The organism is Mucilaginibacter myungsuensis, assembly GCF_015222005.1.
Taxonomy (GTDB): Bacteria; Bacteroidota; Bacteroidia; order Sphingobacteriales; family Sphingobacteriaceae; genus Mucilaginibacter; species Mucilaginibacter myungsuensis.
Window position 1 is genome coordinate 585,543 of the sequence record NZ_JADFFL010000001.1, and the last position, 13,270, is coordinate 598,812.

Annotated in this window: 14 protein-coding genes; 7 read left to right on the forward strand and 7 right to left on the reverse strand. The window is 43.9% G+C overall.

Annotated elements, in window-relative coordinates; all coding sequences use genetic code 11:
* The first annotated feature begins 219 nt into the window (after window positions 1–219).
* From sucC to IRJ16_RS02505, 4 genes are all read left to right on the forward strand, one after another.
* Window positions 220–1,413, forward strand: coding sequence for an ADP-forming succinate--CoA ligase subunit beta (gene sucC / locus IRJ16_RS02490; RefSeq protein ID WP_194109932.1), 1,194 nt, complete (start codon window positions 220–222; stop codon window positions 1,411–1,413).
* 301 nt (window positions 1,414–1,714) lie between these two features.
* Complete coding sequence (locus IRJ16_RS02495) at window positions 1,715–2,251, forward strand: YceI family protein (RefSeq protein WP_194109933.1); 537 nt, start codon at window positions 1,715–1,717, stop codon at window positions 2,249–2,251.
* Between the two features lie 182 nt (window positions 2,252–2,433).
* Window positions 2,434–3,054 carry an L-threonylcarbamoyladenylate synthase gene (locus IRJ16_RS02500; RefSeq protein WP_194109934.1) on the forward strand — a complete coding sequence of 207 codons (621 nt, stop codon included), beginning with the start codon at window positions 2,434–2,436 and terminating at the stop codon, window positions 3,052–3,054.
* Window positions 3,055–3,134: 80 nt separating this feature from the next.
* Window positions 3,135–3,422, forward strand: coding sequence for a DUF4342 domain-containing protein (locus tag IRJ16_RS02505; protein WP_194109935.1), 288 nt, complete (start codon window positions 3,135–3,137; stop codon window positions 3,420–3,422).
* Window positions 3,423–3,488: 66 nt separating this feature from the next.
* On the opposite strand, the gene trpA is transcribed toward IRJ16_RS02505, so the two are convergent.
* The 4 genes from trpA to trpD all read right to left on the reverse strand — a co-directional run bounded on the left by trpA (window position 3,489) and on the right by trpD (window position 7,152).
* The gene (gene trpA, locus IRJ16_RS02510) at window positions 3,489–4,262 is read right to left on the reverse strand and encodes a tryptophan synthase subunit alpha (protein WP_194109936.1); all 774 of its coding nucleotides are present in this window, start codon (window positions 4,260–4,262) and stop codon (window positions 3,489–3,491) included.
* 93 nt (window positions 4,263–4,355) lie between these two features.
* Window positions 4,356–5,537, reverse strand: coding sequence for a tryptophan synthase subunit beta (trpB, locus tag IRJ16_RS02515; RefSeq protein ID WP_194109937.1), 1,182 nt, complete (start codon window positions 5,535–5,537; stop codon window positions 4,356–4,358).
* Window positions 5,538–5,539: 2 nt separating this feature from the next.
* On the reverse strand, window positions 5,540–6,160 hold the full coding sequence (locus tag IRJ16_RS02520; RefSeq protein WP_194109938.1) for a phosphoribosylanthranilate isomerase: 621 nt from the start codon (window positions 6,158–6,160) through the stop codon (window positions 5,540–5,542).
* On the reverse strand, window positions 6,160–7,152 hold the full coding sequence (trpD, locus tag IRJ16_RS02525; protein ID WP_194109939.1) for an anthranilate phosphoribosyltransferase: 993 nt from the start codon (window positions 7,150–7,152) through the stop codon (window positions 6,160–6,162). Before trpD ends, IRJ16_RS02520 begins: the two co-directional genes overlap by 1 nt.
* Window positions 7,153–7,417: 265 nt before the next feature.
* Between trpD and IRJ16_RS02530 the strand changes: the two genes are divergently transcribed.
* Window positions 7,418–8,362 carry an ion channel gene (locus IRJ16_RS02530; RefSeq protein WP_194109940.1) on the forward strand — a complete coding sequence of 315 codons (945 nt, stop codon included), beginning with the start codon at window positions 7,418–7,420 and terminating at the stop codon, window positions 8,360–8,362.
* Window positions 8,363–8,387: 25 nt separating this feature from the next.
* Here the strand turns inward: IRJ16_RS02530 and IRJ16_RS02535 are convergent, their stop codons facing one another.
* The 3 genes from IRJ16_RS02535 to recR form a co-directional block, all read right to left on the reverse strand.
* Window positions 8,388–9,203, reverse strand: a complete 816-nt coding sequence (locus tag IRJ16_RS02535) for an SDR family oxidoreductase (protein WP_194109941.1) — start codon at window positions 9,201–9,203, stop codon at window positions 8,388–8,390.
* A complete protein-coding gene (locus tag IRJ16_RS02540; protein ID WP_194109942.1) occupies window positions 9,187–10,026 on the reverse strand; it encodes a glycosyltransferase in 840 nt (279 codons plus the stop codon). Before IRJ16_RS02540 ends, IRJ16_RS02535 begins: the two co-directional genes overlap by 17 nt.
* A 212-nt stretch (window positions 10,027–10,238) precedes the next feature.
* Window positions 10,239–10,856 carry a recombination mediator RecR gene (gene recR, locus IRJ16_RS02545; RefSeq protein WP_194109943.1) on the reverse strand — a complete coding sequence of 206 codons (618 nt, stop codon included), beginning with the start codon at window positions 10,854–10,856 and terminating at the stop codon, window positions 10,239–10,241.
* Between the two features lie 133 nt (window positions 10,857–10,989).
* Between recR and IRJ16_RS02550 the strand changes: the two genes are divergently transcribed.
* Together IRJ16_RS02550 and IRJ16_RS02555 are read left to right on the forward strand one after the other, a co-directional pair.
* Window positions 10,990–12,474 (forward strand): sodium:solute symporter, encoded by a 1,485-nt coding sequence (locus IRJ16_RS02550; protein WP_194109944.1) that lies wholly within the window; start codon window positions 10,990–10,992, stop codon window positions 12,472–12,474.
* Between the two features lie 39 nt (window positions 12,475–12,513).
* Entirely contained in the window at window positions 12,514–13,221 is a 708-nt protein-coding gene (locus IRJ16_RS02555; protein WP_194109945.1) for an LOG family protein, read from the forward strand.
* Window positions 13,222–13,270: the final 49 nt, after the last annotated feature.

Sequence of the window (13,270 nt, forward strand, 5' to 3'; positions counted from 1 at the left end):
CGCGGGTGAAGGGTAGCCTCGCTCCGGGGGCATTTTACATTTGCCTATTTATGCTATAAACAGGTAGTCCGCGCTGCGGGCAAGAAGCTTTTGTAGTGCACATTTTTCTCGTTCAAACAATTCCCGACACCTTAGTCATTTTTACCTGTGTTAACTTATCCTCCGCCCTTTTATCTACCATAAAAAATTGTAGATTTACCGCAAATTCTACAACGTATTATGAACATTCACGAATACCAGGGTAAACAGATACTTAAAAGTTTTGGCGTAAGGGTTCAGGAAGGCATTGTTGCCGATACTCCCGAAGAAGCTGTTGAGGCTGCTAAAAAAATGAAAGCCGATTACGGCAGTGATTGGGTTGTTATTAAAGCACAGATCCACGCTGGTGGTCGCGGTAAAGGTGGTGGCGTTAAGCTTGCCAAAAACCTTGACGAGGTTAAAGAACGCGCTACCAACATCATTGGTATGCAGTTGGTTACCCCGCAAACCGGTCCGGAAGGCAAATTGGTTAGTAAGGTATTAGTTGCTCAGGATGTTTACTATCCGGGCGAAAGTGAAGTAAAAGAATTTTATGTGAGCGTATTGCTTGATCGTGCTACTGGCCGTAACATCGTTATGTACAGCACCGAAGGTGGTATGGACATTGAAGAAGTTGCACACAGCACACCTCACCTGATCTTTAAAGAAGAGATCGACCCTAAAGTTGGTCTGCAAGCTTTCCAGGCACGTAAGATCGCCTTTAACTTAGGTGTATCGGGCGATGCTTTTAAAGAGATGGTGAAATTTATCACCGCTCTATACAAAGCTTACGATGCTACCGATTCTTCTCAGTTCGAGATCAACCCGGTATTAAAAACATCTGATAACAAGATCTTAGCTGTTGACGCTAAAGTTAACATCGACGATAACGCATTATACCGTCACCCGGATTACGCGGCGATGCGCGACGAAGCCGAAGAGGACCCTACTGAGGTAGAAGCAGGCAGATCCAACCTGAACTATGTGAAGCTTGACGGTAACGTGGGCTGTATGGTTAACGGTGCAGGTTTAGCAATGGCTACTATGGATATCATCAAGATCGCCGGTGGCGAGCCTGCTAACTTTTTGGATGTGGGTGGTACTGCTAACGCGCAAACTGTTAAGGCTGGGTTCAATATCATCCTGTCTGACCCTAACGTTAAAGCTATCCTGATCAACATCTTCGGCGGTATCGTTCGTTGTGACCGTGTCGCGCAGGGTGTTATTGATGCCTACCATGAAATTGGCAACATCCCTGTACCTATCATTGTTCGTTTGCAAGGCACCAACGCTGCCGAAGCTAAAGAACTGATCGATAACTCAGGCCTGAAAGTTTTCTCGGCTATCTTGTTAAAAGAAGCTGCTGAGCGCGTTAAGGAAGTTTTAGCACTGTAATTAGAGCTAAGAGGTTAGTTAATTAGAATTTAGTTAGCTATACACATATAGAACGGGGAGCAATTGCTCCCCGTTTTTGTTTTACACGCTTTTTCAAACGGGTCTCCCTGACCACTATCCTCTGGGATATCTTCTATCTAATTTAAAATAAGCTTAACTTTTATCTAAAATATATGTTGTAACTTGTACCGAAAGCGATACAAGATCGTAAGCCAATTGTAAACTTAGAAAATTAGATGTTTAAACATCTAATTTTAATATATCTTTGCTTCATCATTTAACAAAAACAATTATCAATATCATGGCAACAGCAACAAAATGGGTTTTAGACCCAATGCACTCAGAAGTACAATTCAAAGTAAAACACTTAGTTATCTCCACTGTGACCGGTTTCTTTAAAAGCTTCGAAGGTAGCTTTGAGACCGAAAGCGAAGATTTCAGCGACGCAAAGATCCAGTTCAGCTTGGATGTAGATAGCATCGATACCAATCAGGAAGCACGTGATGGTCACTTGAAATCAGCAGAATTTTTCGACGCTGAGCAGTTCCCAAAGATCAGTTTCGTATCAACTTCATTTACTAAAACAGGTGAAGATACTTACGCCCTTGCAGGCGACCTGACCATTAAAGACGTTACCAAACCGGTTACCTTGGCCGTTGAGCACGGTGGTGTAGCAGGCGACTTTTATGGTAACACAAAAGCAGGTTTCGAGATCACCGGTAAAGTTAACCGTAAAGAGTTCGGCTTGACTTGGGACGGCGTTACCGAAGCAGGTTCTGTAGTAGTTGGCGAGGATATCAAGTTGATCATCAACGTACAATTTGCTAAACAAGCTTAAATAAAATTCAAATTTCGAAATGCCAATTTCGAAATGATATATTCTACATCCCGGTTTGGGCGTTTTATTTGAGGAGAAAAACTATTTCCGTTTTTTGACCTTATATTTAGAACATCGAAACCGGGATATTTTTTTGCGACCATTTCGCATTTGACATTCCGCCTTTCGCATTCCTTAAGAACATGCTGATCAAGATCTACCCCGAAAACCCTAACGAGAAAACCATACAACAGGTAGTGGATGTACTGCGCAAAGGCGGCATCATCATCTACCCTACAGATACGGTTTACGGATTGGGTTGCGATATTACCAATCACCGCGCTATCGAAGCTATTTGTAAGATAAGACATATAAAGCCGGAGAAAGCTAATTTCTCTTTCATCTGCTACGATCTTAGCCACATATCCGATTATACCAAACCGATCGATACGACTGTTTACCGGGTATTGAAAAAGGCTTTACCGGGGCCGTTCACCTTCATTTTTAACGCAAGCAATAATGTACCCAAGCTGTTAAGTTCAAATAAAAAAACGGTCGGTATTCGTGTGCCTGATAATAACATCGCACGTTGCATTGTAAAGGAGTTGGGTAACCCGATCCTTTCTACATCAATTAAAGACGATGACGAGATCATCGAATATTCTACCGATCCCGAACTGATCTACGAGAAATACCAGGACCAGGTAGATCTGGTGATCGATGGCGGATACGGCGGCAATATCGCATCTACCGTGGTCGATTGTACCAGCGGCGATTTCGAGATCATTCGTGAAGGTAAAGGCGAGTTAGATCTTTATTTGTAAGATATTCTTTTACGATGAGTTGTAACAATCGGCAAGGCTAAGCATCATAATGTAAATACAAAACCTTAAAAATTAAGATCATGCCTATTAAAGAGTCCTTTAACATCAGTGGCGAATCGTTACTGAAAAAGATAAAAGAAATTATTGCCGACGGCAATGCAACCAAGATCACCATCAGCGACAAGTCGGGCAAAGAACTGATCAGCTTCCCGCTGACCTATGGCTTAGTTGGCGTGCTACTTGCACCGGTATTGGCTGCGGTTGGCGCTTTAGCTGCTTTGGTTGTAGAAGTGGTTGTTACGGTAGAGCGACCTGACAAAGCTGAGCCGGAATTTAAAAGCGAAGAGGTAAAAGCCGAAGAGATATAAGCAAGCCACTTAAAAGCACAAAGGCTTCGGTGATCACCGAAGCCTTTGTTATATATACAGATAGCGTTATCCTTTAATACCCTGGATGAACTCTCCTATCCCCTCCAGATAGTCCGCTCGTGAACCTAAATATTTCACAAAAGCACTACCGACGATAGCGCCATTAGCATATTCGCAAGCTTTGCTGAACGTCTTATTATCACTGATACCGAAACCTATGATCAGCGGATTGTTCAATTCCATCGTTTTTACACGTTGATAATAACCTTCTACCGCGTCGGATACATTAAGACTGCCCCCCGTAATTGATGATGATGACAACAAATAGATAAAGCTGTTACTCAAACCATCTATCTTGCGTATACGCTCTTCGGACGTTTGAGGCGTCACCAAAAAGATATTACTCAGGCCGTATTTGGCAAAGGTGTCTTTATACAGATTCTCATACTCGTACATCGGCAGATCGGGAACGATCACGCCATCCACGCCAACCTCGGCAGCGGTTTTGCAGAAACGCTCAACACCATACTGCACCATCGGGTTGCAATAGCCCATTAGGATAATCGGAATAGTTACAAGCTTGCGTAGTTCTTTCAGCTCTTCAAAAAGAACGTTTAGTGTCATACCGTTCTCCAAGGCTTGCTGCGAGCTATCTTGAATGGTCGGACCATCAGCCACGGGATCAGAATATGGAAAGCCGACCTCCAGAAAATCTGCACCTGCTTTTTCCAATGCCTCAGCAATGTCTACAGTAGTATTTAATGAAGGATATCCAGCCGTGAAATAGATCGACAGCAGGTTCTCCTTTTTTGTTTGAAATAGTTGGTTTAAACGATTCATGTTCAGTCAGTCGATGGTCCATGGTCGATAGACCATAGCAAAAAGTAAACTTAAATTTTACCATGGACTATCGGCCATGGTCTATGGACTATCTTAGTAGCCGAAATATTTAATATAAGTATCCAGATCCTTGTCGCCCCTGCCCGATAGGCAAATCACTACGTTATCATCTTTTTGGAATTGCATTTTCTCCAGGTAAGCTAACGCGTGTGCGCTTTCGATGGCAGGTATAATACCTTCGGTTTGCGAAAGTAGTAAACCCGCCTGCAGAGATTCCTCGTCGGTAATGCTTACATACTTCGCCCGGTTTATCTTGTGCAAATGCGCGTGCTGCGGACCTATACCCGGATAATCCAGACCTGCACTGATAGAGTATGGCTCAACTACTTGGCCATCCTCGGTCTGCATTAAAATGGTACGGCTGCCGTGTAGTACGCCTTCTTTACCAAGTGCCGTAGTAGCCGCCGAATGGCCGCTGTCCACGCCTTTACCGGCTGCTTCAACCGCGATGAGTTTTACGCCTTCGTCATCTAAAAAATGATAGAACATACCCATGGCGTTACTGCCACCACCTACGCAGGCCATTACGTATTCTGGTAGTTCTTTACCGGTATGCGCTAACAATTGCTTTTTGGTCTCTTGCGAAATGATAGACTGGAACTGCGCCACCATCTCGGGATATGGATACGGGCCAACTACCGAGCCGATGATATAATGCGTGTCGACAGGATTGGCGATCCAATCGCGCATGGCCTCGTTGGTAGCATCTTTAAGCGTTTTGCTACCCGACGTTGCGGGAACAACAGTTGCGCCGAGCATTTTCATACGGGCAACATTAGGGGCCTGGCGCTGAATATCGATCTCGCCCATGTAAACTACACACTCAATTCCTTTTAAAGCACATACCGTAGCGGTAGCCACACCATGCTGACCGGCACCTGTCTCGGCTATGATACGTTTTTTGCCTAAACGCTCGGCCAACAAGATCTGCCCGATCGCGTTATTGATCTTGTGTGATCCGGTATGGTTCAGGTCCTCACGTTTAAGGAAAATGTTACAGCCGTACTTTTCAGAGTATCGTTTAGCATGATACAATGGCGAAGGGCGACCAACATAATCTTTTAGTAACTGATTGAACTCGGCTTTAAAATCAGCATCATTAATAATGTTCAGGTACTGCTGACGTAATTCTTCTACGTTGGGATAAAGCATCTCGGGGATGTAAGCCCCGCCAAAATCGCCGTAATAACCCTGTTCGTTAACTCCGTATTTCATTTTTATATGTTATTAAGCAACGCGAAAGCTTGCTTTAATTTATCAATGTCTTTTAGTCCGGGTTCTATCTCGAACTTACTGTTCAGGTCAACACCGTAAAAGGCCGGGTGTTTGATGTTTTTTACTTCGGCGATGTTGTCTAAACTTAGTCCGCCACTTAAAAAGAATGGCACATCTAATTTGTAGTTATCTAAGACGCTCCAATCAAAACTTTGTCCTGATCCTCCATGTGCTGCCGTTTTGGTATCGAACAAAAAGTAGTCAACGTGATCAGCGTACTTGTCTAATTGTTCAAAGTCGAACTCCTCGTCAACACCAAAGGCTTTTAGTACTTCTACCCTACCTTTAAATTGAGCGCAAAACTCCGGGCTTTCGTTACCATGCAATTGGATAGCTTCAAAATTGTATTTGCCGATCAACTCCTCCATCACAGACGGATCCTCATTTACAAATACACCGGTCTTTTTTATCGTCGACGGCAACTGAATTAAGGTCTCCTCAGGCAGTTCGTCAACAAATCTCGGTGATCGCTCATATCGGATAAAGCCCACATAGTCCGGCTGTAAACCGGCTACCGTTGCTATATTATCAGTATACTTCAATCCGCAAACTTTGATCCTCATCAGTTCTTGTTGATCAGTTTGTTAAAGCTATTTAGGGCTTGCTTATTCATCAAAGCGGTTTCGGCTTCGTAAAAGCAATCGCCAAAGGTAGCCTGAGGTTTGATGGTACGAATAGCGATCGCAGCATTGCAAAGCACCACATTATTTTGGGCTGATGTTCCTTTGCCATGCAATACATCGCTGAAGATCTTTGCTGAATCAGCAACGCTATGGCCACCAACTATTTCGGATGGATCAAGTTTCTCGAAACCTAAACTTTCGATGGTGTTTATCTTTTCACCCTCGGTACTGAAGGTTTTAAAATCGCAGGTCATTGATACTTCATCATAGCCTTCTAAAGCGTTCAAGATAGTATATTTAACATCCGACTTTTGGTATAGATATGCATACAAACGGGCTAATTCCAAATTATATACACCGGCTAACTGATTATTCGGTCGTGCAGGGTTAACCAGCGGACCAAGCATATTAAAGAAGGTCTTAATGCCTAACTCCTTACGGATCGGCGCTACGGTCTTCATAGCCGGGTGGAACAGTGGTGCATGCAAGAAGCAAATGTTTGACTCATCCATATTACGGTGTAGCGTATCCATATCGTTAGTGAACTGGTAGCCCAGATACTCCATCACGTTAGATGATCCACAGCCCGAGGAAACACCATAGTTACCATGCTTAGCTACTTTATACCCTGCGCCGGCCACTACAAATGAGGCAAGTGTAGATATATTGAAGGTATCCTTGCCATCGCCACCTGTGCCACAAAGGTCGATGATATCATCAGCCTCTAATTTTACTGGAACGCATAGTTCCAGCATAGCATCACGGAAACCTTCTAACTCGTCAACAGTGATGCTGCGCATGCAATAGGCCGTCATAAATGCCGCCATTTGCGAGTTGTTGTATTTGCCCAGCGCAATATTGGTCAGTATCTCTTTAGACTGCTCGTGACTGAATGTTTTATGTTCGAATAAATGGTTTAATATCGCTTTCATAGCCCCCTATCCCCCTAAAGGGAGAATTATCTATCGTTAATTTAATATCCCGGCACTTTGCTCCCCCTTTAGGGGGCCGGGGGGTGGTAACAAAAAAAGGGTTACCTATCGGCAACCCTTATATAGCTATTTAACAAACATGGGATCGCCTTACGAATTCTCGTTAAGCCACCACCAATTGTTGTTTAATGTTATCATTGTTTGTTGTGCAGCAAATATGTAAATAGTTTTTACTAAAAGCAAACTTATCAATTATTTTTACTGCATGGCGTTTAAGCACAGTAAAAGTATCGACCCTACAGATGACCTTGGTTTTGGATCTCAGCCCGTTATCCGTAACCAGCCCCTGCTTAACCGCGATGGTACGGTAAACGTAAGGCGCAAAGGTGTCTCGCTACTTAACACAGCCGACTATTACCACAACTTGATCCAAATGAGCTGGGGTAAATTTTGGGTAGTGATATTATCGGGCTACATGGTCGTAAACCTGATCTTCGCCGGAGTTTATACACTGGTAGGTCACGATAGCCTTTACGGCGCGGACGGCAGCACCGACACCGACCACTTTTTAAATGCCTTCTTTTTTTCAGCGCAAACCATGTCGACGGTCGGTTATGGCCACATCAGTCCAAAAGGTACTTTGGCAAACACCATTGCCGCGCTGGAATCCATGTTGGGTTTATTGGCCTTTGCTTTAGCCACCGGTCTGTTGTATGGCCGTTTCTCGCGGCCTTCGGCTAAGATCAGTTACAGTAAAAATATCTTAGTATCGCCTTATAGGGACAACGGCAAAGGCCTGATGTTCCGCTTGGCTAATCTCCGCAAAAATGTATTGATCGACCTGAATATTGAAGTTATATTCTCTTATAACGAAGATGTGGATGGGAAGCCTGTACGTAGATTTTTCCCTTTAGAGTTGGAACGCCGACAAGTTACCTTACTTACGCTAAGCTGGACGGTCGTTCATCCCTTAGATGGTAACAGTCCACTACGAGATATGACGCTTGCTGAACTAGAGAGAACAGGCGCGAGTTTCAGTATCCTATTGAAAGCCTTTGACGATACCTTCTCGCAAACCGTACATTCGCGAGCGGCTTATTATCATAACGATATTGTTTGGGATGCTAAGTTTAAACAAGCCTTCGACCGTGACGAGGACGGCACGATCGTATTAGATCTGTCAGGAATAGATAGGTATGAGTTGGTTTGATCACTTCATCCACATCAAAATAAGCCTACTTCAACAAAGGATCTTTCTCTTTAGTGAATTTATTGTAGACCAAGCCATCCAACACACCCGGCAATAATTTATTCATCAGAACGGCCAATTTGCCCTCGCCCGTCATCACCAATGTGCGGGCGCGGTTCTCTACCCCGTCGGCAATACGTTTTGCTACTTCGTTAGATGTCATCATTTTTTGCTCGTTAAGGCTACTTTCTCCTTGTGAGACACCTTCTTTATTTAAAGCCGTGTTGCGGATGTTAGATGTGGTGAAACCGGGGCAGGCAGTCATTACATGCACACCTGTTTTAAGGTTCTCCACTCTTAACGAGTCCAGGAATCCATTCATCGCGAATTTAGATGCAGAGTAACCTGTGCGACCGGGCAAGCCTTTATATCCGGCTATTGAGGATACTCCTACTATGCTCCCTTTGGTTTTCAATATCTCCGGTAAAGCATATTTGGTGCAATAGACCGTCCCCCAAAAGTTAACGTCCATTAACTCTTTGATGACTTTAAGATCTAAGTCATTAAATAAAGCGCGCATCGAGATACCCGCATTGTTGATCAGGACATCTATCTTGCCGAAAGTAATAATTGCTTGTTTGATCAGTAAGGCGCAATCCTCTTCTACACTCACATCGCACTGAGTGGCGACCGCTTTTACAGGGAACCTGCCCATAATATCCTCTGATATTTGGCAAAGGCTAACATATTGGCGGGCACCTAATACCAGGTTAGCGCCGCGGGCAGCAAATTCGTAAGCTAATGACTTGCCGATGCCTGATGATGCGCCGGTGATTACGACCACTTTATCTTTCAACTTCATAGGAAGGCTTCAGTATCGGCCCAGCCTCTTTTAGTTTGAATTGCAGGCGGGGCAGTTTAAAAATATATTTGCCCGCGAAGATAAGCATCGCCCCATAATAATTTTTGATGAAGTCCCAGCTAAATTTGTAGCTGCGATCTTTAAAGCTGATCGCGTAGATCTTAGCAAAATAGTAATTTTTGAAGCCGGCCAAACGGATACGGTACGATAGATCTACATTATGACCGTAAGTGGTAAAACGTTCGTCCATAAAGCCCGTCTCTAACAAAACCTTCCGTCGTAACAACATAAAAGACGGGTTGATGATATCGATTTCGGTATTCTCAAATTCATCTATCCAAAACTCGTGGTGGCGGTCATACAGTCGAGATCTTGATAACATTTTGGATAGACCTGTCAATTTAAAAAAGGTTACCCAGCCCGGCATTAGACCGCGCTGAGATTCTTTTAAAAAGTTACCCATCGGGTCGGTCAGTCTAACGGTGGTGCCACCCGCTGTAGGATGCTGATCCATAAACTCGATCGCTTTTGCGATCGTATGTTTTTTTGTAATAGTGTCCGGATCTAAGATCAGTGTATATTCCCCTCTCGCGATATTAAGTGCCTGATTTGCGGCCTTTGAAACGCCGAGGTCTTTATCATTGACGATCAGTTTGACCTGAGGGAAATGTTGCTCTACCATGCTCACCGAATTATCGTCGGACGCGTTATCTATCACAAAAAACTCGTGATCGATATCTTCGCAAGATCTGTTAATTGCGAACAAAGCCTGTTTAAGACGGGCGCAGTCATTTTGGTTCACAATTAGTACAGATAATTTCATATGGTAGTTTTTGGTAGAATACGCTAAAAAATGCGCGGTTGTTACAACCGTTACCAAATAATACCAAAGCCTATGCCATAAACTGACATTTAAGATCTTAACTGAAAATAAAATTGAGGTTGATCAAATGTCTGGTATCCAAGACCTTTATTTCAATCAAAAAAGGCGAATATAATAACAGAAATGCACGTAACTATCCGCCTCTGCAAGCCCTATCGCGACAAAGAATTTTCGTACGGGACCCTGGTTGCGATAGAGCGACCTAACGTTATTTCGTCAACATACTCTAATTCGCCGCCGAAGGCTATACCGCGGGCAATAGTGCTAATTATCACTACCGCATCTTTCAATCGTTTGTGCAGATAAAATATAGTGGTGTCGCCCTCCATGGTGGCGCTTAATGCAAAGACCACTTCGTTAACCTCACCAGTTTTGATACGCTCTACCAGCGAGTCGATCGCCAGATCGGCCGGACCAACGCCGTCCATCGGCGATATCAATCCACCTAATACATGATATACGCCGTTGTATTGGTTGGTGTTCTCTATCGCCATAACGTCGCGGGTATCCTCAACAACGCAGATCAGGCCATGGTCGCGTTTGTGCGATGCGCATATCTCGCATACGGCGCTGTCGGATATATTATGACAAGTGCCGCAATGCTGTATCTCGGTACGGAGTTTCACCATCGCGCTGCTGAAACGCTGCACATCGCCGGTATCCTGCTTTAATAAATGCAGCACCAACCGCAAGGCGGTTTTTTGCCCTACCCCCGGCAGTCTCGAAAACTCATAGACCGCATTCTCTAATAACTTCGACGAAAAGTTCATTGATGCGAAGATAGTCAGAAAGTCGGGAAGACGGAAAGTCCGAAAGAAAGATCGCGCTCTGACAAAATCATATCAATAATTTCTAAATTGCCACCTGATACACTTCCGGATATTCCGGATCAAACCAAAACTCATGAGTCCTGGAATACTACTTTCTTTCATTATCGGTTACTTCTTAGTATTGATCGCGATATCGTATCTAACGTCGCGCAAGTCGTCGGATAACGATACTTTCTTCGTCGCCAACCGTAATTCAAAATGGTATCTGGTGGCCTTTGGGATGATAGGTACAGCTTTAAGTGGCGTTACCTTTATATCCGTTCCCGGCAAAGTAGGGATAGATCAATTCGGATATTTTCAATTTGTATTGGGTAACGCAGCCGGTTTTATCATTATAGCTACGGTGCTTCTGCCCTTATATTATCGCCTCAAATTAACTTCCATCTATAGTTATATAGAAAGTGCGTTAGGCACCTGGAGCTATAAAACAGCGGCAGGGATCTTCTTGATCAGCCGTACCATAGGCTCGTCGTTTCGTTTGTACTTGGTGGTTATCGTACTACAAAAATTTATCTTTGACAGCTATGGCGTGCCATTCGCGGTCACGGTGCTGATCTGTTTGGCGTTGATCTGGTCTTACACTTTCAAAGGTGGTTTAAAGACCATCATTATTACCGACAGCTTGCAGACATTCTTTTTGGTGACCTCGGTGTTCCTATCCATCTATTTCATTTGCCAGAGTTTAGATATGAGTATTTTCCAGGCAGCCGAGAACATTAAGAACAGCAGCTACTCTAAGATCTTTTATTTTGATGATATCCTAAGCAGCAAATTGCACCTTACTAAACAATTTCTTGGCGGTGTGTTCATCACCATTGGCATGACTGGTTTGGATCAGGATCTGATGCAAAAGAACCTGAGTTTAAAGAACATCAAAGAGGCGCAAAAGAATATGTTCAGCTTCACCGCCGTGTTTGTGGTGATCAATATTTTCTTTTTAAGTGTTGGCGCTATGCTTTATATGTACGCGGCTAAGAATGGCATCACTGTAGCCAAGACCGATTACCTATACCCCACCATTGCCCTGCAATACCTGGGCATAGTGCCGGCTATAGTTTTTATGCTCGGGTTGACCGCTGCAACTTTCGCTACAACCGACTCTGCATTAACAGCTTTAACCACCTCTTTTTGTGTCGACTTCCTGAACTTTGGTAAACGGAAAGACATCAACAGCAAAGCAGCTGTGACCACCCGCCATATCGTGCATATCGGTCTATCGGTACTGATGCTGGTCACTATCATATTATTCAACGCCGTTAATAATGATGCGGTGGTTGGGGCGATATTTAAAGTAGCATCCTACACCTACGGACCTTTACTTGGTCTATACTCTTTCGGTCTGTTCATGAGTAGCAGACAAGTGCGCGATAAATTGACCCCCTTTATTTGTCTGATATCACCGGCTATCTGCTATTTCCTCAGCATGCACAGTAAAGACTGGCTCGGGGGATACGTTTTTGATAACGAACTGATAATTGTGAACGGTTTAATTACATTTGTTTCCTTACTAATTTTTTCGACCAGCAAATCGAAACAACATCGAACCAATTTAGCTTAATATAAGCTGATCATTATTTACCCCAAATAGAATCCCCCCATGACAGGAGACGATAAAATAAGAAGAGCATTTGAAAATAAGGATTGGCACGAGATCAAAGTATCCGACTCGTGGCAGATATTCAAGATCATGGCCGAGTTTGTGGACGGCTTTGAGAAACTGGCTAAGATAGGTCCGTGCGTATCTATATTTGGTTCGGCACGTACCAAGAACGAGAACCCGTACTATAAATTGGCCGAAGATTGTGCCCGGTTACTTTCAGAGCGTGGCTACGGTGTAATATCAGGCGGTGGCCCAGGCATTATGGAGGCAGCTAACAAAGGCGCTTACGAGGCCGGCGGTAAATCGGTTGGATTAAACATCGAGTTGCCTTTTGAACAATTCCACAATAAATACATCGACAGGGATAAACTACTGGAGTTCGATTACTTCTTTATCCGCAAGGTGATGTTTATGAAGTATTCGCAGGGATACATTGTTTTGCCGGGTGGCTTCGGTACGCTCGACGAGGCTTTTGAAGCCATCACCCTGATCCAGACCGGGAAGATAGCGCGCTTCCCTATCGTTTTTGTTGGCGTAGATTACTGGAAAGGCCTTTTTGAGTGGGTAGAGCAAACCATGCTGGGCAAAGAGAAAAATATTAGTCCGGATGATATGAATTTATTCCGTTTGGTAGATACGCCTGAAGAAGCTTGCGAGCATATTTTCCGTTTCTACGAGAAGTATGTGCTGAAACCGAACTTTTAGTGAGTGGTGAAATTATCTAAAGGATGGCTTTGTTAGAGGTCATGCTTTT